We start from the raw sequence: 21,094 nt of genomic DNA on the forward strand, positions 1-21,094 counted from the left end.
TGCCGCCTACTTGTCGTCCACCTCATTCGCGAGGGCATTCCAACCACTGACGGCCACGCTTTGGGCTCTGTCATGTTGTCCTCGGTCGCTTATTATCTACCGAGCCTACTGCATGACAGTTTAATGTCGGCTGCGCACGATCGCCGAAATTCGGGCCCCGCGCTTAACACTCCTTTAGCCAAGCCGGGTGCGGCGGGGGCATTTTCGATGGGGGGCGCATCGGCGCTGCAACCGGATTGTCAGGCCCCCCGATGTTGGACAGACGGAGGCTCGCGGAGCAGGTTATCCCCGTCATCCGCTCCGGGGCATCGTCCGCGATCGCGCCTCTCGGGTCTGTGCGGCGAGGCGGATGCCTGCGTTCGGTGCGCCGAAGCCTCGATATTTGCGCCGCTCCACGATCTCGAAGAAAAACCGCTCATCGAATGCATGGGTGTAGACCTGGAAGAACTCGCCTTCGTCGTCGCGGTCGTAGAGAATCCCGTTTTCCTTCATCGACCTGAGCAGATCGGGGGCAAGCTCGTACCGGCTGTCGATATCGTCGTAGTAATTATCCGGGATGTTCAGAAAGGTCGCGCCTGCCGCCCGCATGGCGGAGACGGCCTTGAAGATGTCGTCGCAGGCGAACGCGATATGCTGGACGCCGGCTCCGAAAAATTCCGAGAGGAATCGTGACGACATCGTCTGGCTGGCGGTCGACGCGTTGAGGACCAATCGAAGCGATCCGTTGCGGTTCTGCAGAACCTGGCTCTTCACGAGCCCCAGCGGATCGCTGATCTCGAGTTGTGGCGATCTCTGAACGTCGAACAGGGCAGCGTAGAACTGTTCCCACGAAAGCATGTCCTCGAACCGCATCGATTGCGATATGTGATCGATGTGATCCAGATAACCGGCGTCGCCTTCGCTTGCCACGGCAGTGAAGTCGACGTCCCAGTTCTCCGATCCCGGCTCGAGGAAGTACAGCAGGCTGCCGCCCACGCCGCGAATCGCGGGGATCGTCATTTCGTCAGGCCCGACCGGCTGCCGAAAAGTGGTCGCCTGAAGGGCGTCGGCCCGGCTCATCATGGTCGCGACGTCGTCGACACCGAGCGCGAGCGCGCATACGCCCGAACCGTGTGTCGTGTAGTGTGATCTGGCGAAGCTGTTCTCGGAGCTGTTGATCAGGAGGTTGATCGCGCCTTGCGACCATCGTTCCACCGCCTTTGAGCGGTGATATCCCGTCAGTCTGAAGCCGAGTTCGCCGAGCAGCCTCGCGAGCCCGACAGCATGGGTTTGATCGACGGCAAACTCGACAAAAGCGACATCAGAAACGCTGGATCGGGCGCGCAGGGCCGGCACCGCATTCCCCGTCGCGCCGTCACGGCCGATCAGCTGCAGCGAACGCATGCCGTCGATCGCGACCTCACGGGTCGATTGCGCGCGGAACTGATCATTGAAGATCTCGAGCGACAGCGGTCCGCCATATCCGGTCGCATCGATCGCCTGCATGAAATCCGCGACAGGAAGGTTTCCCTGCCCCGGGAAGCACCGGAAATGCCGGCTCCACGAGAGCACATCCAGATCGAGTTGCGGAGCGTCCGCAAGTTGCACCAGAAAGATCCGGTCCGCGGGGATCGCCCTGATCGGGCCGACGGGAAACCCGGGTGCGAGGGTGTGGAAACTGTCCAGAATGAGCCCGATCGAGGGATGGTCGGCGCGCCGAACGATTTCCCAGGCGTCCCTGTAGTCGTTGACGTGACGCCCCCACGCCAACGCCTCGAAGCCGACACGCAGCCCCCTCGCGGCTGCCCGCTCTCCCAATTCGCGAAAATCGTCGGCAGCGCGGTCGATTCCGCCGAGCGACAGGGGCGAGACATTGCTGCAAACCAGCAGCAGATCGGTGCCAAGTTCCTGCATCAGGTCGAACTTCTTCTCGGCCCTCCGAAAAGCCAGCCTGCGCTGGGGCTCCGGCATTCCCTCGAAATCGCGAAACGGTTGCAGGGCGCAGATGCGGAGGCCGAGATCGCTACACATCCGCCCGACGTCGCGCGCGGGGCCGTCAAAGCAGGTGAAGTCGTTCTCGAAGATCTCGACCGCGTCGAAGCCAGCCGCCGCGATTGTCCTGAGCTTCTCGTCGAGAGCGCCGCCAATCGAAACCGTTGCGATCGAACGTATCATTGCACTGCTCCGGCTTGCTTTCGATAAGCCAACCTGGTTCCGGCCTGCATTCGGTCAGTAGCTGATTTGCGCGATCTCGCGCAGTTCATCCGACGTGGCCGTGCCGAAGCCGAAGAATTCAAGATAGGCCGGAATTTGTTCGAACAGCATATCAGTGCCGACTTGATAGTCGCAACCTCTCGCACGCGCTGCGGCCAGGAACGGCGTGATCTCCTGCTTCATCACGACTTCGCCGACGAAGGTCGAGGGCGAAAGGCGCTCGACGTCCATCGGAAGCGGATCATCCTTCTTCATGCCTAGCGGCGTGGCATTGATGACGATGTCGTATCCGGCGGGATCCGCAGAGCCCGTCACGACCTCAAGCGTCGGATAGTGAGTCCGCAGGCGTTCCGATAGCCCATCCATCGACTGCGCGAACGCGTCGTAGAGTCCGAGCCTGAAAACCCCGGCCTTTGCCATGGATGCCGCGATCGCGGAGCCGACCCCGCCACAGCCGGCGACAAGAACCTTCGCCCCGGCGACGTGGCGTCCCTTCTTCAGCACGCCGCGAACAAAGCCCTCGCCGTCGAACATGTCGCCGATCAGCGCTCCGTGCTGATCGATTCGCACGGCGTTGCAGGCTCCCGCGATCCTGGCGGACACCGACGCATCATCGACCAGGCCGAGGGTCGCCACCTTGTGCGGCATGGTGACGAGCGCGCCACCGATGTTGGTCAGCTTGAACAGCAACCTGAGGAAGGACGCGTAGTCGTCGGCCTTGCAGCCCATCGGCACAACGACCGCGTTGATCGCTCGCTTCGCGAAGAACGGATTGTAGATCATCGGAGATTTGAATGTCTCCGTCGGATAGCCGATATGGGCGATGAGCTGCGTTCGTCCGTCAATCATTGTTTCAAGCCTGTCTGCCGTAGATCGATGTAACCGCGGTTTGCGCGCTTCGAAGTCGTGGTGGTGCATGACGCCATGGGCTCTACGCCGGCGCGACGCCACCGAAAGAGGCGGCTCTCAGCCGGTCGTAGTCCGGCTTTGCCATCGGAGCCGCGCTTGGGTTGCCGAGATCGTTCACCGGAAGCCGATAGGTCTCCCGGGCGGAGAAGGCGGCAATCGCTGCGATGGCCGTGATGGCAAAAGTGATCGCGCCGACGGTGAGCGGGACGTTGGTCGATCCGGGAGGAGCGGCGGTGGCGAACAGCGCAGGGAGCAACGCCGTGATCGTCGTGCCGATGTTCTGCGAGATCGCCATTGCCGAAACACGGTACCTGGTCTGGAAAAGCTCGGGGTAGAAGCTCGGGAAGACCGCGTTGTAGCCCTGGTAGACGATGCCCCACATCAGGATGGAGAGGGCAATGGCCATCGGAACGTTCTTGATGCTGATGGCGTAGAGATAACCAAAGGCCAGCACACCGGAGCAGAGCGCGCCGACGATGATCGGGGGGCGCCGTCCGATCTTGTCGGACAGAGTCCCGACCAGGGGAATGACCACCACCGCCGCTATGTTGCCGATCACCGGGATCCAGAGATAGACGTCTGTCTTGAAGCCAATTCCATAGGCGGGCTGCACCGCGTAGGCCGCGCCAAAGATGGTCGCGACGACGGGTATCACGTTCATGAGCGCCATGCAGACGACCCTGAGCATGTCGGCCCAGCTGGTCCTGAAGGCCTGGACAATGGGCGCGTCGGGCACCGTGCCGTCCTCGCTCTCCTTGGCGAAGGCCGGCGTCTCTTCGACTTCCCGCCTGATGAGATAGCCGATGACGATGACGACGGCGCTCAGCAGGAACGGAATGCGCCAGCCCCAGGCGTTGAATTGGTCCTTCGGCATGTAGGCCGCGATCGGAAGGAAGACGGCGGCAGCGAGAATCTGTCCGGCCTGAACGCCTTGCAGCGTAAAGCTTGCGAAGAAGCCCCGCCGGCCGAACGGCGCATGCTCGAGCACCATCGAGCTTGCGCCCGAAATCTCGCCGGCGACCGCAAAACCCTGGATCAGGCGCAGCGCCACCAGAAAGACCGGCGCCCATATCCCGACCTGCGCATAGGTCGGGAGCACCCCGACCAGCATGGTCGACAAGCCCATCAGGAACAGGCAAAGCACGAGGACGTTCTTTCGCCCATGGGTGTCACCCCAATGGCCGAGCACAAAGGCGCCGATCGGTCGCGCCACGTAGCCCACGCCGTAGGTCGCAAGCGAGGCAATGATCGCCGCCGTCGGGTGCTCCGAGGGAAAGAAGATCTGCGGAAACACCAGCGACGCGGCGGTCGCGTAGATGAAGAAGTCGTAGTACTCGAGAGCCGAGCCGATCCAGCCGCTTGCCGCAGCGATCTTCGATTGGTGCCTTGATTTCGCGCTATTGGCTGACGCCATGTTTTGTTTCCTCCGCTATCTCTGTTGCGAGCCGTTTGACGGCGGGCTTTTTGTTGCGGAGCCGGTGTGCGAAGCCGTCAGCGTGCGCCTTTCACCGCTGCGTGGCCCGGTTCTGCTCCGAATGAAGCAAACACATATCGCGAGGCCGCAATAACACAATTACTCATTTATGCCAGAAACTTAACCTGATGTTATTTTTTTGCCCGCGACGGCCGCGGCTTGCCGCCGGGCTCCATCTCGGCGCGCAGGGTTTCGATGAAGTGGGATGCATAAGGCGACAGCGATGCTCCGCGTTTGATGGCAACGAAGGTGTCGAACCGGGTCGGCTCCTGGATTTCCAGCAGCCGCACGCCGGGAATGCCGCCATGCGCCACCGAAAACTGGTCGATGACGGCGATCCCGAGGCGGGCCTGCACCAGCGAGCAGACGGTGTTGCCGAAGCGGGCGCGGATCGTGATGTCGTAGGGCAGTTTATTGCGCGCGAACAGCTCCGACATGATGCGGCCATAGGGATCGGTCGGATCGATGCCGATCAGCGGAAACCGCGTCATCTCGGCGGCCGATATCCTCTTGCGTTCAGCAAGCGCGTGGCCTTCCGGCACGATACAGTACAGGCGGCCGGAAGCGAGCGGCAGGAAGTCCAGCGCAGGATGATCCAGCCGGTAGCTGATCGCCGCGCAGTCGCCCTTGCCGAGCAGGAGATAGTCGATGACCTCCTCGATCTTGAGGATGTTGATATCCATCTTCAGGTCGGGATAGCGCCTGCGGATCTTCTCCACCGCGCGCGGCACCATGACCTGGGCGATGCTCGGCACCGACCCGATCCGAAGCTCGGACAATTGGCCCCGGCCGATCTTGCCGATGACCTCGGTGAGGTCGTCCACCTTCTTGTAGATCTCGTTGATCTGCTCGAAGATCAGCCGGGCGTCCTGGGTCGGGAAATAGCGACCGTTCTGCCGCATGAAGAACCGGACGCCAAGCGATCGTTCGGTGTATTTGACGAGCCGGCTGATGCCCGGCGCAGATACGTTGAGAAGCTTGGCCGCGCCGGTGATCGTTCCCGATATCATCACGGCCCGAATGACTTCAATTTGCCTCAGCGTCATCATCGCCGCGGGAGCACCCATCAATGATCGACCAGCCAACCGGCTGAACGATCATCGCCGACATGGTTGGGCATGTCCACCCAAACGCGTGGCTGTCGATGCGGCGATCAGTTTTGCTCGAAAGCCCTCTGCGCCGGCAGGCCGGCCTCACGCCAGGCGTCTTGCAAGGGATCCGCCAACGCGGCCGGGAGCGCGAATCGCGCGGTCGTGAGCTGGGCTGACTCCGAGCGCGCGCTCGCAATGGTCAATGGCGCGGGGGGTGCGGACGCACGCCGCCCTTCTAGAGACGCGTCGCCGACGGAAGGATCGCCGCTTCGGGGAACCACAGCGTCTTTGAAAACGGAACATTCAGCAAAGAGACGGGCATAGATGGGTTGAAAATAGAACACCATGCGGAAAGAAACGATGTGGTCCGGATCAGGCTCCCGCATCTGGAAAGCACAAGGGCATTGAGGAGTGCATCTCGCCCCATGGCGTAATTGCCAAGTCTGGCTCCTCCCAAGTGCACTGGATCATTTCCACGGCTACGGACTGAATCATCCAGGCACGCCACCCGCAAACCTGAGAGGCGGTGCTTTTGGGCAGTCTCGACAAATTCCGTTACGTCGCTTGCAACGAATACATTGCGCCAGTGCCCACAAGAGATCGAGGATCTCACCTTGTTCAACGCATCCGAAATCTCAACCGGCGCTGCTTCAGTGTGTTTGTCCGTCCCCCTGTAGTGAACTCCGAGAGTGTGATCTCCGATGTCATTCTCTTGAACGAAATCGTCAACGGCTTGCATGATCTCCTCATGGACGCCGAAATGAGAAAAGAAGATTCGATTGGCTTCATCGAGGGTGAGGCCGTCCCAGGTCAGCGGCAATTGCGAATTGCTCGAGATTTCGATTGGCGAACGTGAAGAAGCTGTTCCAGCTTCTTTTTGAAAGAAGAAGTAATCGAACCAATTTGGCCCGTAATCTGGATCGAGGTAGTTTTCGCTGTTGAGCGTAATGTGTAGGTGCTGACCAGTACCCTCAACATAGCGCGCCATGTACAGGCAAAAATTCATCTGGGCGAACATGCCAATGGATCGATTCACGAATGCGACGTGCAAGTCCTTGCCAGCCAACCTGAACCTGATCGCGTTTCGGTTTCGTCGCAGGAATCGCGCGGCATCGCGTGCGGCAGATGGGATAGCTAACATTTTGTCCTGATCCAGTTTCTTTCCGCCAGAGCCTTCGAAGTAAGGACCCAATGCCGGGCGCCAGGCGCTGGCCTTTCAGTGCGGGCTTGCGCCGATGCCGGCCACCGGCATGGCATATCTGGATGCGTGACAATCAGAGTTGCCGAAATCACGACATGGTAGGCACAAAAGTATGGCCCGGCATTGGAAATATCGTGAGCGTCGGCGGCCGCATTTCCGACGTGAATGGCGTTGGCCGCACTCAGACAGAAGACCTGACCTACCGTGTCACCAATGACGGCCGACTATCACAAGCGACGGGTTCGGGAACAGGTTCCGTGATCGGTGCGATGCTGTGGGACTATTTCATTTCTCAGATCACGGACTTCGCGAAACCGCCGCCGCTGCATTCGCCGAGAGCGGCGCGCCGACGCGGGAACTGTGCGCCATCTTCGGGTGAGCAAGCTGGCGACTGCCGAGGCAAACAAGTCGAAGATGATGGGAACGCCTTCCAATTGTTGGAAAAGTATTGAAACCCGAAAAGTGTGCAGGTTCCGACCGAGACTGGGAACTGAGACGGGAGGAAAAAAATCACCCCGGCATTTCCCAGTTCCCCGCTCGATCTGCGCAATCAAGATCTCAAAACCCGGCGCCGTCGATCAGCCGATCAACATCACGCAGTAGCCAGCCTGCTTGTGGAGCCGATCTTCTGCCGCAGTTGCCACAGCACGATGCCATGCAGCATGAGAGCAAGTGGAACGGCGAAGGTGGGAACCATCACCAGCGGATAGGACGAAATGAGAAGGTTCGGAGCATCGTGCGCCAGAACATGCACCCGTCCGGGAGAGGTCATTCCACCCATCGCCACAGCCACGACGAGGTCTGCGATTCCGAAGAGGCTCCAGCTATAGGCTGCACTCACCGCGCGATGCGACGTTTGGGCCAGTAGCGTCGCCACGATGACGGCAAAGCAGCCGGTGGTAACGTCGCCAATACCCGCTGGCAGCGCGAATTGCCACGGCAGTCGACCATCCGCCCACAGCACGAGGAATATGCCGCCTCCAACGCGATAGGCCTGGGCCGCGACGAGCCAGGGCAATGGTATCGCCAACACAAGGCTTGCGATGCGTTGCGACGACCACATGCCTGCCGCAGCGACCATGAGCGGGATCAGCAAACCAAGCAGCACGGTCGGTACGGCGTCTTCGCCAGTTGCGCGATAAGCATTTGACGAGCCCAGGAACTGGGCGCCCGCCAGCCAGACGATGAGCGCAACGGACAGGGCGCCCGCGGTCCCGTAACGTGACCGTGCAGATCCCTCCATGCGTGCGGCACCCATCCAGATGAGGCCCAATCCAATGGCCACCACGAAGGGTCGCAGGGCCATTTCGAATGTCATGAGATAGACGGGAACTTGCGGTGTCATGCGGGGCTCCATTTGTCATAGGCACTGCATCAAGGACGTTGTTGCAGTGTCTCGCGACCGTTGAGGTGAATTGTGTAGTCGAGCGGCGCAGCTATCGATCGGGCGCGCGTCGTCAAGTTCGCAGCTCATTGGCGTGAGCCTCCGGGTTCGGAAGCTCGATCTAGGCCCGCTCCCCGCGAGCGACTATCCGCGATAATGTGGACAGGCTCTGTAGCAGGACTTCACATCCGTGATGCATGGCGAGCGATGGGCTCACGCAGGCCGACCGCGCCGGCTTTCCGCAATTTAATCCTGCATCCCGTAGCCAATCTGCCCGCTCGCGCATTAATGGTCATAACAATGACGCTTCTCAAAGCGTGAGGTCATCGGAAGGAAACCATGACGCGGGGAATTGTCGTGCTGGCCTGCGTTTGCGCGTTGCTCGGCGGCTTCTATTCCGCGATCGCCAAATGGGGAATTCGGCACGAGACACTTGATCTGTTCGATGCCGCCCGGCAGCGCCGGGTGTCCGTCGATATCGCCGAGCGCGTCGACTATGCCATGAAGGCCGACGCGGGCCTCTGGAAGCCTCCCGTCGCCGTCATCAGCAACGGCAACACCGTCAGAAACACCGAATATTCCTTCCTCGCGAACGTGTTTGCCGCCAGCGGCTATCTGGTGGCAAGCATCCAGCAGGATCTCCCGAGCGACCCGCCGCTGGTGACGAAGGTGGGATTGCCCTATGTCGGCCGGCTCGCGGTCTACAAGAAGGGCGAAGCCAACATCCTGTTTGTGCTCCAGCAACTGAAGCAACGCTACCCCAACGCCGGCTACGACCATCTGACACTCGTCGGACACTCCAATGGCGGCGATACGGCCATGTACTTCGCCCAGCAGCATCCTCAGCTTGTGTCGAAGGTCATCACGCTGGACAATCTGCGGGTCCCGATCTTGCTCAGCCACAAGCTGAAGGTCCTCTCCTTTCGGTCGAAGGATCCAGTGTTCAAGACCGATCCCGATGTTCTGCCGACCCCGCAGCAAGCCAAGACGGACGGCATCGACATCGTGCAGACCCCGTTTCAGCACACCTGGATGAGCGATCGCGGGCCTCTTTTCGCAAAGCAAGCCATCCAGGCGACGCTCGAGAGGTTTCTGGGCGGCGCCGACGTCACGCGGCTGGCGTCGATCGATAACGGTAAGCCCACCCTTGAGAATGGTATGCCGCTGCCGTAGGTGACGCGACCCAGGGCGACCCGACGTCGAACGACATGCGTGGACGCAGGGCCTGCAGCCTTCGGCAGGCTCTGCCTGGACACAAGTACGCTACAGGTCGATCAGGCCGCCGTCGACGAACAGTTCAGCGCCGGTGGTGTAGGTGGCGTCGGCAGCGAGGTAGAGGGCGGCTGCGGCGACTTCCGCGACGGTGCCGGTGCGGCCGAGCGGGATGCGGGTCTTGGCGCCTTCGATGAAGTTGTCCTTCTGCACGGGGGTGAGGCCCTTATCAAGGATCGGCGTGACGATCGGACCCGGGCTGATGGTGTTGACCCGAATGCCGCGCGGTATCAGCTCCTTCGCGATCGTGCGGCCGAACGAACGCAGCGCCGCCTTGGTCGAGCCGTAGATGGTGCTGCCGCCCAGGCCGCCGTTCGCGCCGGCGACGGATGCGGTCAGAATGATCGCGCCGCCGTCCGGAATGATCGGAATGGCGTGCTTGATCAGGAAGAAGGCGCCTTTGACGTTGAGATTGAACTGGCTGTCGAAGAACGCCTCATCGATCTGTGCAATCGGCGCGAACCTGGCGATGCCGGCATTGACGAACAGGACATCGATGCGGCCGTGTTTGGCTTTGACCTGGCCGACCAGGGCCGACGTGGCGGCCACTTTGCCGGCGTCCGAAACCAGCACCTCGATCCCGGGCAAAGCAACCTTCGCGGCCTCCACCGAGCGCTCGCTCGAGCCGGTCACGACGACCGTTGCGCCTTCGGATTGAAAGAGCCTGGCGGTCTCCGCACCGATACCGGTGGTGCCTCCGCTGATGAGAGCGATCTTGCCGTCGAGCTTGGCCATGAAGGGTGTCCTGGTTTGAATGGTTAGCGTGGGCAAACAGATGGGGGCTGCCGCGACGCGCGCAATGGCGCCGTCGGCACGCACACCGTCAACATGCGGGGCCTTGGCATGCTTTCGGGACATGGCGGCGGGCGGGACGAAGGCAGCGGGGAGTGGACCGTCTGGGGTCGACCGTCGGACAAGTCAGTGCGATTGATGATCGCAGTTACCTCGCTGACATGCAATCGACGCGGCCTTTAGCAGGACCTTCGCATGTCGCAAGACCTCGGGCGCCTCCAGGGGACCACCATGGCCCATATGAAAGCGCTTGGCGCCTCCACGCACCAGACGTTCCAGTTCGCCGGCGACGACCAAGGGGGCATGCAGCTGAGACACGCAGCGCCACTCGATCATACCGAGTAGACGGCATCATTTTTTGTTGAAACCCTGCGCTAGCGCGCGGCGCGATTCCGAACTCGCTTTTGGGTCGCGTGATGTTTGATCCGCGGGCACAGTACCGCCCGGTCATTCCTGCCCAAAGGAATAGAAGCGCTAGACATGAGATCGCGCCTTACCGCTTCGAGCGGCAGTCAAAGCGGAATGTGAGCTCGAGGCTTCGAAGCTGCGGTCGCTCGCCTGAGTGCGCGCGGCGGCTGGCCGTATATCCGCAAGAACGCGCGCCGCATGCGGTCCTTGTCCCCGAAGCCGACCTTGCGGGCAACGATCTCGATCGGCTCCGTTCCCTCCTGAATTCGCGGGAGTGCAGCTTCAGCACGCAGCCGCTCGACGACCCGGGCAGGCGTATCGCCGGTCTCCTTGAGAAAAAGACGGGCAAATTGCCGCGCGCTGATCCGCGCGGCTGCGGCCAGTCGGTCGACAGGAAGCGGCTCGTGCAAATGTTCGCGCGCAAAATTCAATGCATCCCTGACACGGTCGGACGCAGGCTCCAGTTCAAGCAGCGCCGAGAACTGCGATTGCCCGCCTGACCGACGGTGATAGACCACCATGTCCCTAGCGACCGCCTTCGACACTTCGATCCCGAAATCGTCCTCGATCAATGCGAGCGTCAAATCGATGCCGGAGGTGATCCCTGCCGATGTCCAGACACTGCCATCCCTCACGAATATCTTGTCCGCGTCGACGCGCACGTGCGGAAAACGCCTTTGCATCAAGGCGGCGAATCGCCAATGGGTCGTCGCCGATCGCCCATCGAGCAGACCGGCGGCGGACAGCAGGAAGGCTCCCGTGCAAACGCTTGCCACGCGTCTTGCCCGGGGCGCCATTTTCCTGATCAGTGCGACGGTGTCGGCATCGGCGTTGATCGCGCTGTCGGTGCCTCCGCCGACAACCAGGACCGTATCCACGGATTTGCTGCGCGAAGCCCTGAGGGTGTGGACCGGCACGCCCGAGCCGCATGCGACCGAGCCGCCATGAGCGGAAATCACCTCCACTCGATAGGACGCGCCATGGAGCTCTGACGCCAGATTGAGCGCGCACAAGGGACCGCTCAGATCGAGCAACTCGAAGCCCGGGAACACGACGACCCAAATGCGCCGGCAGGTGTCCGAGGGCATGTGTAACACCTCCTTGTCGTCGAAAGCCTTCAAGGCCGGTACTTGATCAGGATGGCAGAATTTAGCGCTTATATGTCATTTCTGCCATAAGCACCTTCAACTAGCTTGAGGCAACTTTCAACACCAAAGGCAGTTCGCCGCGTTCGAACCAACGAGGTCACCATGAAGGTCCTGGCGCTCGCTTTTCCTGGCTTCACATTCATCGACCTGGCCGGGCCGATGCAGGCGTTCATGATGCTTCCCGGATTCTCGTCGCAGGTCGTGTGGCAGACCAGGGGGATCGTCGATTCCGATGCCGGCGTCAGCGTGCAGGCAACGGAGGATTTCGGCAGCTGTTGGAAGGACCCGGACATCCTGTTCGTTCCCGGCAACACCGTCGCTCTGTTCAAGCTGTTGCAGGACGATCGGACCCTCGACTTCATTGCCGATGTCGGCAGCCGCGCCAAGTGGATCACGAGCGTGTGCAACGGTTCGCTGCTGCTGGGCGCGGCGGGACTCCTGAAGGGATACAAGGCGGCCTCCTACTGGTACACGCGCGACCATCTTGGTTTGTTCGGCGCCATTCCGACAGACGCCAGGTACGTGATCGACGGGAACCGCGCGACAGGCGGAGGCATGACTGCGGGAGTCGATTTCGGTCTTGCCATGGTCGGCGAAATAGCGGGAGAGCACGTCGGCCGGGTGGCCGAGTTGTCGTTCGAGTACGCGCCGCGGCCTCCCTTCGGAACCGGCCGACCCGAGCTGGCCGACCCTGCAACGTTGGCTCACACCACCGAAATTCTGAAGCAGCTCATGCCGGTTCAGGACCTGGAGAGTGTGAGAGCCCGTCGCCTGGCCATGGGAAGGCTCTAGCAGCCGGCCCCGGCTCTTGCCGGCAAAAGCGAACAATATTCCCGTTCAGCATCCAACGAGGTCGCGTCATGCAGCAGGTCTTCATCGAGCTCTATAACTACCGTCCCGCCTGGACCGACCGCCCGGAAAGCGAGCGAACCGATTTCGCGAAGAAAATCGTCGAAGCGGTCAACGGTCTGGCGTCCGCCGGCGTCGAAATCGTTGCCTATGGCATGAACTCTCCCGATACCGATCATCGCGCGCCATACGATTTCTTTTGCGTCTATCGCGTGCCGAACGTCGAGTTTCAGCGCGAGTTCGAGCGGCAGATCGCAGCATCGGGTTGGTACGATTACTTCGAGCAGGTGAATGTCAGCGGTGACGCGAAAGACGCCGAAGCCGTGCTGCTCGGCAATGCCAGGATGGTGCGACCGGTTTCGTCCTGACGACGTGATCAACTCCGCCATCCGGATTCCGGAACGGCGTCGACGAGAAAGGACGGCTATGTCAGGCAATACAAAGCTGGTGCGTGTCCAGGGAGTGGACTTCCAGATCCACGATGTCGGAGACAAGCAGCCTGCGCTGGTTTTTCTCCATTACTGGGGCGGCACGGGAAGGACGTGGGACCTCGTCATACGGGAGGTTTCAAGTCGTCACCGCTGCGTTGCACCTGACCTTCGCGGCTGGGGCGGGTCGGCCAAGACAACGGACGGTTACGATCTGCGCACCCAGGCCGACGATGTCGTTGCGCTGATCGCTTCGCTGGGGCTGTCGCAATATATTCTGGTCGGGCAGTCGATGGGCGGCAAGATCGCCCAGATCATCGGTGCCCGCAGACCGCAGGGCCTGAAGGGGCTCGTGCTGGTCGCGCCTGCTCCCCCCACGCCGATCGCCGCACCCGGGGAGCAACGCGACGCCATGCTCGAAAGCTATCAGAGCGTCGCCGGCGTCGACTTCGCCCTGTCGATCCTGACTTCGCGGCAGCTCGCGCCGGAACTGCGGCAGCAGGTGATCGACGATACGCTGGGCGGGTCTCCGGCGGCCAAGGCCGCATGGACGCAAGCCGGCATGACACTGGATATCAGCGATATCGTTGGGAAAATCGATGTCCCAACCACCGTCATCGTCGGGGATGCCGACAAGGTCGAGACCGAGGCTCTCCTGAGGCGGGAGCTGGCCTCTCGCATCAGCGCAACGGAATTCATCGTGCTTCCCGGTGTGGGCCATCTGTCCCCGCTCGAGGCGCCCGTCGAACTGGCCGCCGCCATCACCAGGGCGCGATCGAGGATTCACTAGCGCCGATGCGCTCGTGCCGGACGGGTCGTTGTCCAATTCGCGGTGAGCAGCGGCGAACAGTAACTCTTCGGGATATCCGGTGCGGCGCGGCCCGAAGATGTTCGCGATTGAAAGCGGTCGCGGGTGCCGCTCGCTGATCAGAGCAGACTCGCGGCCGAAGCTCGCGGCGCCGGTCCGCCTCCTTGGTTTCAGCGCGACAGCTGTCGCTCACTGGAAGGTGTCGGCCAAGGGAAGGGCAATATTGCAGGCCGAATGACAGTTTGGCGGGCACGAAAAATTCTGGTATCGGTCGGGAGTTCAGGATCCGCGATTATCTCGCGGTGAAATTCACCTGCATCGGTGGGCTGTGAAGCGGCGTTGGTGATTGTTCCGAAAACTCGATGCCAAGGGGGGCGGCGTGCTCAGCGCGTGGCCCTCGCTGCCCGGGCCTTCTTCGACCAGGTGTCGCTTTCGTTCATGGGGGGACGGCATGGAAAGCGGCGGGACTGCGTCCGCGCCCGCGCTGGTGCGTTTTAGCGGGATTCAGAAGACCTACGACGGCGAGCACCTCGTGGTGAAGAATCTCGACCTCGACATCAGAAAGGGCGAGTTCGTCACCCTGCTTGGCCCGTCGGGCTCGGGCAAGACCACCACGCTGATGATGCTGGCGGGTTTCGAGGTTCCCACCCATGGCGAGATCTATGTCGCCGACCGGCCGATCAAGGACATGCCGCCGCACAAGCGCGATATCGGAATGGTCTTCCAGAACTACGCGCTGTTTCCGCACCTGACGATCGAGGAGAACGTCGCGTTTCCGCTGGCGGTCCGCAAGGTCAAAAAAGCCGAGGCACAGGAACGCGTGCGGGCGGCGCTGCGCATGATCAAGATGGAACCCTTGGCGCAGCGGCGGCCGGGGCAATTGTCCGGTGGCCAGCAGCAGCGCGTCGCACTGGCGCGCGCGCTCGTTTTCAATCCGCAGCTCGTGCTGATGGACGAGCCGCTCGGCGCCCTCGACAAGCGCCTCCGGGAGCAGATGCAACTCGAGATCAAGCAGCTGCACGAGACGATGGGCATCACCGTCGTCTACGTCACCCACGACCAGAGCGAAGCGCTCACCATGTCGGATCGCATAGCGGTGTTCAACGACGGCATCGTGCAACAGATCGACAAGCCAGACGCGCTGTACGAGCGCCCCGTGAACAGTTTTGTTGCCAACTTCGTCGGCGAGAACAATGTGCTCGCCGGCATCGTCGAGACCATCGAGCAGGGATATTGCCGCGTCGCGCTGGCTTCCGGCGGCACCGTCACGGCACGCGCGGTCAATGTGGCCGGCGCGGGCGCCGCCACCTCCTTGTCGGTGCGGCCGGAGCGGATCGCCATCGTCACGAACCGCGCGGCCGGCGAGGGGCCGAACCGCCTTCCGGCCACGGTGCACGACATCATCTATCTCGGCGACCACACGCTGGCCGTGCTCGAGGCCGCAGGCAATGAGGAGTTCATGGTCAAGCTGCAGCCCGGCGCACATGGAGACCTCAGCCACGGCCAGCAGGTGTCCGTCACCTTCAGCCCCGAAGACTGCCTGGCGCTTGATCCCATGTGACCAATCCAGCGATCGAGCCCGGACGCATCACTCAAGGACGTAAACCTCAGAGAAGGAACGAAGACGATGTCAAAGCTCAAGCTAGCCCTGGGATTCGCCGCGACGTTCACTGCCGGTATCGCGCTGGCGACAGCCGCTCAGGCGCGTGACCTGACCGTCGTGTCGTGGGGCGGTGCATATCAGGATGCCCAGAAGAAAGTCTATTTCGAGCCGTTCAGGAAGGCGGCCGGCGTTGCGATGAACGACGAATCCTGGGACGGCGGCATCGGTGTGCTGCGCGCCAAGGTGCAAGGCGGTGCCGCCACCTGGGATGTCGTGCAGGTCGAGAGCGAGGAGCTTGCGGTCGGCTGTGATGAGGGGCTGTTCGAGAAGATCGACTACGCGAAGATCGGCGGCGAGAGCGCTTATCTTCCGGCGTCGGTCAATCCATGCGGCATCGGCGCCATCCTCTATGATTTCGTGCTCGGATACGACAAGGACAAGCTGAAGGACGCGCCGAAGGGCTGGGCCGACTTCTTCGACACCAAAAAGTATCCGGGCAAGCGCAGCCTGCGTCAGGGCCCGAAGACCACTCTGGAGATTGCCCTCATCGCCGACGGCGTCGCGCCGTCCGACGTCTACAAGGTGCTGGCCACGGACGAGGGCGTCGAGCGCGCCTTCAAGAAGCTCGACACCATCAAGAGCGATATCGTCTGGTGGAAGGCCGGTGCACAGCCGCCGCAACTGCTTGCCTCCGGCGAAGTGGCGATGACCTCGGTGTACAACGGTCGGATCGACGCGGCGAACAAGAGCGAGAAGAAGAATTTCGGCATGGTATGGGACGGCGCTCTCTACACGCTCGATAGCTGGGTCATCCTGAAGGGCAGCCCGAACAAGGATGCCGCCTACAAGTTCTTGGAGTTCGCCGGCAAGGCCGAGAATCAGGCAAAGCTGTCGGAGAATATTGCGTACGGAACCTCGAACAAGGGCGCCGCAGCCCTGCTGCAGCCGGCCGTCCTGAAGGACCTGCCGACGGCACCGGACAACATGAAGAACGCAGTCGAGATCAACGTTGCATTCTGGCTCGAAAACATCGACCGCCTGACCGAGCGCTTCAACAAGTGGACGGCCAAATAGGACGCTCGCAAGGTTCGACAGATGACAGAAGCGTTGCTGACCGGCGTCGATGCGCCGACCGGGGTGCCGCTCAGGCGCCGATTGAAGCGGGCGGAACGGGCCCGCCAGGTCAAGGCATTGGCGCTGGTCGTGCCGCTTCTGTTGTTCCTGCTCCTGACCTTCGTCGGTCCCATCGCGAGCATGCTCTGGCGCGCGGTCGACGACTGGGAGGTGCCTCGGGTGCTGCCCCACACCGTGGCGGCCCTGGCTGACTGGAACGGCAAGGACTTGCCGGATGAAAGAGCCTATGCGGCGCTGGCAGACGACATCCTGGCGGCACGCGCCGCCGGCACCGTTGCGATCGCGTCCAAGCGGCTCAATTACGCGCTCAATGGCTTCCGCACCATCCTCGCCAGCACGTCGCGCAATCTGAAGACCGCACCTGAGCCCGGCACGGCCAGGGAAACGCTGGGCAAGATCAATCCGGCCTGGCGCGACCGCGGCACCTGGAGCGCAATCAAGGGCGCCGGCGGCCCAATGACCAGCTTCTATTTGCTCGCGGCGCTCGACCTGACGCGAAACGCGGACGGTGCGATCGTCGCAGCTCCGCCGGATCAGGCCATCTACCGCGATGTATTCGCACGCACCTTCACCATCAGCTTCGGTGTCGCGCTGCTGTGCCTGATCCTGGGTTTTCCGGTTGCCTATCTGCTCGCGACGCTGCCCCCCGGCCGGTCGAACCTGTTGATGATATTCGTCCTGCTGCCGTTCTGGACGTCGCTCCTGGTCCGCACCTGCGCCTGGATCGTGCTTTTGCAAAGCAATGGCGTGGTGAACGACGGCTTGCGCTGGCTCGGCATCATCGATGCCCCGCTGCGCCTGATCTATAACCGCTTCGGCGTTTATGTCGCCATGACCCACGTCCTGCTGCCCTTCATGATCTTGCCGCTCTACAGCAGCATGAAAGCGATCTCGCCGGCCTATATGCGTGCCGCGGCGTCGCTCGGCGCGGCGCCCGTCACTGCGTTTCTGCGGATCTACCTGCCCCAGACGCTGCCCGGCATCGGGGCGGGAGGCCTGCTCGTCTTCATCCTCGCGCTCGGCTACTACATCACGCCGGCTCTTGTCGGCGGTGGCGGCGACCAGATGATCAGCTACTTCATCGCCCTCTATACGACAGAGACGGCCAACTGGGGCCTGGCCTCGGCGCTCGGTGCGGTGCTGTTGCTCGCCACGCTGCTGTTGGCCACCGTCTACGGAAAGCTGGTGCAGGGCCAGCAGGTTACGGGAGGAATGAAGAATTGAGCGCTCCCCGTTCGCTCCGCACGCCGAGCCAGCGCATCGCATGGAATGCGACCATCGTTGTCTCCACGCTGGTGTTCATCTTCCTGATGGCGCCCATCCTGGCGATCATGCCGCTCTCTTTCAGCTCCGGTTCCTACCTGACCTATCCGCTGCCCGGGCTCTCCCTGCGCTGGTACGACGACTTCCTCAACTCGGCGCGCTGGATGGCGTCGCTGAAGAACAGCATGATCATCGGTGTCGCCTCGGCCACGTTGTCCGTGCTGCTCGGTACACTCGCCGCGCTCGGCCTTGCGCAGTGGAAGAGCAGGTTCAAGCCGCTGGTGCTCGCGGTCGTGCTGTCGCCGGTCGTCGTGCCCGGTGTCATCACCGCAGTCGGCCTCTACTTCTTCTTCGCGCCGATCGGGCTGACGGGAAGCTACCTCGGCTTGATCCTGGCTCACACCGCGCTCGCGACGCCTTTCGTGGTGATCACGGTCGGCGCGACACTGCAGAGCTTCGACACCAACCTGGCGCGCGCCGCCGCCTCGCTCGGCGCCTCGCCGCTCTACGCTTTCCGCCGCGTCATCCTGCCGCTGATCCTGCCTGGCCTGGCATCCGGCGCGCTTTTCGCCTTCGCGACCAGCTTCGATGAGGTGGTCATCGTGCTGTTCATGGCCGGTCCGGAACAGCGTACCCTGCCGCGCGAGATGTTCAGCGGCATCCGCGAGAACATCAGCCCGACTATCACGGCGGCGGCGGTGATACTGACGACGGTGTCGGTCATCCTGCTTGCCACCATGGAAGCGCTGCGCCGCCGCAACGAGCGGCTGAAGGGCAGGGGGGCCTGATTGCGGCCTCGGGGTCGGGGTCGTGCCTCAACTGGACGGCCATCTGCATCCTGCCACGGCGATTCCTGATGCGCTTCGGTCACGCTTGGTTGCGCGACCGCCTGTACCGGGCGGCTGCCGCCACTTGAGCGTGACCTGCTCGCGCCGCCGCGTCCATGTGATCGAATGCGCCAGCGGCCGTGACGTCAGAGGAAGCAAAGGGCGTGGACCCCGAAGGGCATATTGCTTAGGATTTACCCAGGATTCAGGTTCAGGCCATCGCCGACAGTGCAACGTTGGATGCGCCGAGCGGCGCCCATTCCATGAACCGAACACGGGGGAGTCGTCATGCGCCGGCCTTGCTGGTTCCTGGCGTTTGCAACCGGCGCCTTATTGATGTTCGGCTCCAACCTGCATGCGCAGCTGGGGGAGCGGTTCGTCTTCGCCCTCACGCAAGAAGGGCAAGTGCTCGGAATGGCCGATTCCGACATTGCCAAGTTCATGGGAATTCCGTACGCCGCGCCCCCGATCGGGGCGGCTCGCTGGCGTGCACCGGCCAAGGCTGCTCAGCGGGAGGAGATCTTCACCGCAAGCAAGTTCGGCCCTTCCTGCCCTCAAGCACCGGGGCAGACTTTCGAAGCTCCAGCTCGCAACTCCGAGGATTGTCTTACCATCAATGTCTTCACTCCTGCCCGCATGGACGAGAGGCTCCCCGTCATGGTCTGGATCCACGGCGGCGGGCTCAGCTCCGGAACCGCAGCAGACCCGCTTTACGACGGATCCGCACTCGCGCGAGCCGGGCTGACCGTCGTCACTTTCAACTATCGCCTGGGCGCATTGGGCTGGTTGGCCAGCGGAATATTGTCGAAGGATGAGGAGGATGACGGGATCGGCAATTACGGCATGAAGGACCAGATAGCGGCTTTGCGCTGGGTTCACGACAACATCAGCGCCTTCGGCGGAGATCCCGATAACGTCACGATTTTCGGCTCGTCGTCCGGCGCGAACGCGGTCGCGATGCTGATGGCCTCGCGGCGAGCAACGGGACTGTTCCAGAAGGCGATCATTCAGTCCGCGTCATTCCGGGATCTGGCGCGCGATCGCAACACGGCAGAGAGCGCGGCACAGGCATTCGCGCAGGCGCTCGGCACCCGCCAGGTCGAGATGCGGCAATCGGAATTGCAGAAAATCGTCGCCGTGCAGGAGAAACAGGCGGAGGATCCCGGCCTTCGGCCCGCTTACACGATCGACGGCACCTACGTCGACGAACAGCTGCAGGAAGCGATCGCTGCTGGTCACGAGCAGCACATTCCCCTGTTGATCGGCAGCAACGGATTCCCTTACTCGCCGAATGCGCGGAGTATGCCCGGGGCGCTGCTGCAGAAGCTGCTGCAAATGACGAGCGGGCTCCATCCCGATTTCTCCGGGAAGGACGCGCCTGCGAGAATCCGGACGGACTGGGTGTTCTCCGAACCGACCCGTTTCGTGGCGCGCACGCACGCCGGGCACGGCTCCACCACCTACAGATATCTGTTCGACTACGTCTCGGAGAGGGCAGAGCCGCCCGAAGAAGGGGAGGATGGACAGGAAATACGATTCGTATTCGGCACACTCGCAGTTCGTTCCGGACTGTATAGCCACAGGGACCGCGAGATCTCCAACACGATGCTCACCTACTGGACCAACTTTGCAAAATATGGCGATCCGAACGGATCGGGTGTGCCGGTGTGGCGCCCCCAGTCCGTGCGGGACGATCTGCTGATGATCTCCAACTCCGGAGTAATTTGCGGCCCCGATCCCATGAAGGAGCGCCTGGACCTGATCGAGCACCTCGACTCACGTCCTTGAGGTTCTCTGCAGGTTTTCGGCAATCTGCGGCAAGCGTGATACCCCAAAAGGGAGGATCCGATGAAGGCAGCATTCCTGGCATTGTCGCTCGTTGGCCAGCCGCCCCTACCGATTTCAGAAAGTGTTCCCAACTTTGATATCAAGGCGCTTTGCGTGGATGTATCCGCTGACGACAAGGCGTCGGGGCTTCCCCAGGATGCCAGCAAGTGCGTGAGTGACGAGACAGCTGCGCGGCAACAGCTGGACTCGATCTGGCTAACCGTCCCGGCGGGATCGCGTGAAACTTGCGAGATCCTGGCGGGGACTGCAGGAGCACAAAGCTATGTCGAACTCCTCACCTGTCTGCAAATGAACCGTTGGGACTCGCCACAGGTTGCACCTCCTCAGAGGCGCAAGCAGGCTTCGAAAACGCTCGAGAATTAGGTTTCCGGGCATTCCGCATCTGAACAGCAATGCCGGTGTGCCCACGGCGGCAGTCACGGTGACGGTACACTTGATTGGCGACGGAGCAGAATGATCGGG

The 21,094-nt window shown here is 62.1% G+C and carries 19 protein-coding genes; 11 read left to right on the forward strand and 8 right to left on the reverse strand.

What is annotated here, in order from left to right:
* Positions 1 to 291: 291 nt before the first annotated feature.
* The 5 genes from JQ586_RS00005 to JQ586_RS00025 form a co-directional block, all read right to left on the reverse strand.
* A complete protein-coding gene (locus JQ586_RS00005; protein ID WP_212392422.1) occupies positions 292 to 2,154 on the reverse strand; it encodes a bifunctional sugar phosphate isomerase/epimerase/4-hydroxyphenylpyruvate dioxygenase family protein in 1,863 nt (620 codons plus the stop codon).
* A gap of 54 nt (positions 2,155 to 2,208) precedes the next feature.
* The gene (locus tag JQ586_RS00010; RefSeq protein ID WP_212392423.1) at positions 2,209 to 3,042 is read right to left on the reverse strand and encodes a shikimate dehydrogenase; all 834 of its coding nucleotides are present in this window, start codon (positions 3,040 to 3,042) and stop codon (positions 2,209 to 2,211) included.
* Positions 3,043 to 3,124: 82 nt separating this feature from the next.
* The gene (locus JQ586_RS00015; protein WP_212392424.1) at positions 3,125 to 4,516 is read right to left on the reverse strand and encodes an MFS transporter; all 1,392 of its coding nucleotides are present in this window, start codon (positions 4,514 to 4,516) and stop codon (positions 3,125 to 3,127) included.
* Between the two features lie 191 nt (positions 4,517 to 4,707).
* Positions 4,708 to 5,625, reverse strand: coding sequence for a LysR substrate-binding domain-containing protein (locus tag JQ586_RS00020; protein WP_212392977.1), 918 nt, complete (start codon positions 5,623 to 5,625; stop codon positions 4,708 to 4,710).
* 277 nt (positions 5,626 to 5,902) lie between these two features.
* Entirely contained in the window at positions 5,903 to 6,685 is a 783-nt protein-coding gene (locus JQ586_RS00025; RefSeq protein ID WP_212392425.1) for a hypothetical protein, read from the reverse strand.
* A gap of 245 nt (positions 6,686 to 6,930) precedes the next feature.
* Here JQ586_RS00025 and JQ586_RS00030 point away from each other — a divergent pair, with 245 nt between their 5' ends.
* Complete coding sequence (locus tag JQ586_RS00030) at positions 6,931 to 7,320, forward strand: hypothetical protein (protein ID WP_212392426.1); 390 nt, start codon at positions 6,931 to 6,933, stop codon at positions 7,318 to 7,320.
* Between the two features lie 140 nt (positions 7,321 to 7,460).
* Here the strand turns inward: JQ586_RS00030 and JQ586_RS00035 are convergent, their stop codons facing one another.
* Positions 7,461 to 8,213 (reverse strand): hypothetical protein, encoded by a 753-nt coding sequence (locus tag JQ586_RS00035; protein WP_212392427.1) that lies wholly within the window; start codon positions 8,211 to 8,213, stop codon positions 7,461 to 7,463.
* A 378-nt stretch (positions 8,214 to 8,591) separates the two neighbouring features.
* On the opposite strand from JQ586_RS00035, the gene JQ586_RS00040 reads away from it, so the two are divergent.
* On the forward strand, positions 8,592 to 9,425 hold the full coding sequence (locus JQ586_RS00040) for an alpha/beta fold hydrolase (RefSeq protein ID WP_212392428.1): 834 nt from the start codon (positions 8,592 to 8,594) through the stop codon (positions 9,423 to 9,425).
* A 90-nt stretch (positions 9,426 to 9,515) separates the two neighbouring features.
* Here the strand turns inward: JQ586_RS00040 and JQ586_RS00045 are convergent, their stop codons facing one another.
* Both JQ586_RS00045 and JQ586_RS00050 read right to left on the reverse strand, forming a co-directional pair.
* The gene (locus JQ586_RS00045; RefSeq protein ID WP_212392429.1) at positions 9,516 to 10,259 is read right to left on the reverse strand and encodes an SDR family oxidoreductase; all 744 of its coding nucleotides are present in this window, start codon (positions 10,257 to 10,259) and stop codon (positions 9,516 to 9,518) included.
* Between the two features lie 569 nt (positions 10,260 to 10,828).
* The gene (locus JQ586_RS00050) at positions 10,829 to 11,812 is read right to left on the reverse strand and encodes a GlxA family transcriptional regulator (protein ID WP_212392430.1); all 984 of its coding nucleotides are present in this window, start codon (positions 11,810 to 11,812) and stop codon (positions 10,829 to 10,831) included.
* Between the two features lie 162 nt (positions 11,813 to 11,974).
* On the opposite strand from JQ586_RS00050, the gene JQ586_RS00055 reads away from it, so the two are divergent.
* The 9 genes from JQ586_RS00055 to JQ586_RS00095 all read left to right on the forward strand — a co-directional run bounded on the left by JQ586_RS00055 (position 11,975) and on the right by JQ586_RS00095 (position 20,995).
* Positions 11,975 to 12,664 carry a DJ-1/PfpI family protein gene (locus JQ586_RS00055; RefSeq protein WP_212392431.1) on the forward strand — a complete coding sequence of 230 codons (690 nt, stop codon included), beginning with the start codon at positions 11,975 to 11,977 and terminating at the stop codon, positions 12,662 to 12,664.
* 68 nt (positions 12,665 to 12,732) lie between these two features.
* The gene (locus JQ586_RS00060) at positions 12,733 to 13,089 is read left to right on the forward strand and encodes a DUF6616 family protein (RefSeq protein WP_212392432.1); all 357 of its coding nucleotides are present in this window, start codon (positions 12,733 to 12,735) and stop codon (positions 13,087 to 13,089) included.
* Between the two features lie 58 nt (positions 13,090 to 13,147).
* Positions 13,148 to 13,939, forward strand: coding sequence for an alpha/beta fold hydrolase (locus tag JQ586_RS00065; protein WP_212392433.1), 792 nt, complete (start codon positions 13,148 to 13,150; stop codon positions 13,937 to 13,939).
* Between the two features lie 469 nt (positions 13,940 to 14,408).
* A complete protein-coding gene (locus JQ586_RS00070) occupies positions 14,409 to 15,518 on the forward strand; it encodes an ABC transporter ATP-binding protein (RefSeq protein ID WP_212392434.1) in 1,110 nt (369 codons plus the stop codon).
* 66 nt (positions 15,519 to 15,584) lie between these two features.
* Entirely contained in the window at positions 15,585 to 16,634 is a 1,050-nt protein-coding gene (locus JQ586_RS00075) for an ABC transporter substrate-binding protein (protein ID WP_212392435.1), read from the forward strand.
* A gap of 21 nt (positions 16,635 to 16,655) precedes the next feature.
* Positions 16,656 to 17,918 carry an ABC transporter permease gene (locus JQ586_RS00080; RefSeq protein WP_212392436.1) on the forward strand — a complete coding sequence of 421 codons (1,263 nt, stop codon included), beginning with the start codon at positions 16,656 to 16,658 and terminating at the stop codon, positions 17,916 to 17,918.
* Positions 17,915 to 18,745, forward strand: a complete 831-nt coding sequence (locus JQ586_RS00085) for an ABC transporter permease (RefSeq protein ID WP_212392437.1) — start codon at positions 17,915 to 17,917, stop codon at positions 18,743 to 18,745. The genes JQ586_RS00080 and JQ586_RS00085 overlap by 4 nt, the downstream gene beginning before the upstream one ends.
* Positions 18,746 to 19,072: 327 nt before the next feature.
* Positions 19,073 to 20,572 (forward strand): carboxylesterase/lipase family protein, encoded by a 1,500-nt coding sequence (locus tag JQ586_RS00090; protein WP_212392438.1) that lies wholly within the window; start codon positions 19,073 to 19,075, stop codon positions 20,570 to 20,572.
* A 60-nt stretch (positions 20,573 to 20,632) separates the two neighbouring features.
* Positions 20,633 to 20,995 carry a hypothetical protein gene (locus tag JQ586_RS00095; protein WP_212392439.1) on the forward strand — a complete coding sequence of 121 codons (363 nt, stop codon included), beginning with the start codon at positions 20,633 to 20,635 and terminating at the stop codon, positions 20,993 to 20,995.
* Positions 20,996 to 21,094: the final 99 nt, after the last annotated feature.

This window comes from Bradyrhizobium jicamae, from assembly GCF_018130215.1.
GTDB classification, from domain to species: Bacteria; Pseudomonadota; Alphaproteobacteria; order Rhizobiales; family Xanthobacteraceae; genus Bradyrhizobium; species Bradyrhizobium jicamae_A.

What these genes read in the sequence shown, in the direction of transcription:
- JQ586_RS00095 (WP_212392439.1), top strand. Translation starts at nt 20,633, where the DNA reads ATGAAGGCAGCATTCCTGGCATTGTCGCTCGTTGGCCAGCCGCCCCTA.
- JQ586_RS00040 (WP_212392428.1), top strand. Translation starts at nt 8,592, where the DNA reads ATGACGCGGGGAATTGTCGTGCTGGCCTGCGTTTGCGCGTTGCTCGGC.
- JQ586_RS00090 (WP_212392438.1), top strand. Translation starts at nt 19,073, where the DNA reads ATGCGCCGGCCTTGCTGGTTCCTGGCGTTTGCAACCGGCGCCTTATTG.
- JQ586_RS00075 (WP_212392435.1), top strand. Translation starts at nt 15,585, where the DNA reads ATGTCAAAGCTCAAGCTAGCCCTGGGATTCGCCGCGACGTTCACTGCC.
- JQ586_RS00060 (WP_212392432.1), top strand. Translation starts at nt 12,733, where the DNA reads ATGCAGCAGGTCTTCATCGAGCTCTATAACTACCGTCCCGCCTGGACC.
- JQ586_RS00030 (WP_212392426.1), top strand. Translation starts at nt 6,931, where the DNA reads ATGCGTGACAATCAGAGTTGCCGAAATCACGACATGGTAGGCACAAAA.
- JQ586_RS00080 (WP_212392436.1), top strand. Translation starts at nt 16,656, where the DNA reads ATGACAGAAGCGTTGCTGACCGGCGTCGATGCGCCGACCGGGGTGCCG.
- JQ586_RS00065 (WP_212392433.1), top strand. Translation starts at nt 13,148, where the DNA reads ATGTCAGGCAATACAAAGCTGGTGCGTGTCCAGGGAGTGGACTTCCAG.
- JQ586_RS00025 (WP_212392425.1), bottom strand. Translation starts at nt 6,685, where the DNA reads ATGTTCGCCCAGATGAATTTTTGCCTGTACATGGCGCGCTATGTTGAG.
- JQ586_RS00015 (WP_212392424.1), bottom strand. Translation starts at nt 4,516, where the DNA reads ATGGCGTCAGCCAATAGCGCGAAATCAAGGCACCAATCGAAGATCGCT.
- JQ586_RS00070 (WP_212392434.1), top strand. Translation starts at nt 14,409, where the DNA reads ATGGAAAGCGGCGGGACTGCGTCCGCGCCCGCGCTGGTGCGTTTTAGC.
- JQ586_RS00055 (WP_212392431.1), top strand. Translation starts at nt 11,975, where the DNA reads ATGAAGGTCCTGGCGCTCGCTTTTCCTGGCTTCACATTCATCGACCTG.
- JQ586_RS00035 (WP_212392427.1), bottom strand. Translation starts at nt 8,213, where the DNA reads ATGACACCGCAAGTTCCCGTCTATCTCATGACATTCGAAATGGCCCTG.
- JQ586_RS00005 (WP_212392422.1), bottom strand. Translation starts at nt 2,154, where the DNA reads ATGATACGTTCGATCGCAACGGTTTCGATTGGCGGCGCTCTCGACGAG.
- JQ586_RS00020 (WP_212392977.1), bottom strand. Translation starts at nt 5,625, where the DNA reads ATGATGACGCTGAGGCAAATTGAAGTCATTCGGGCCGTGATGATATCG.
- JQ586_RS00045 (WP_212392429.1), bottom strand. Translation starts at nt 10,259, where the DNA reads ATGGCCAAGCTCGACGGCAAGATCGCTCTCATCAGCGGAGGCACCACC.
- JQ586_RS00050 (WP_212392430.1), bottom strand. Translation starts at nt 11,812, where the DNA reads ATGCCCTCGGACACCTGCCGGCGCATTTGGGTCGTCGTGTTCCCGGGC.
- JQ586_RS00010 (WP_212392423.1), bottom strand. Translation starts at nt 3,042, where the DNA reads ATGATTGACGGACGAACGCAGCTCATCGCCCATATCGGCTATCCGACG.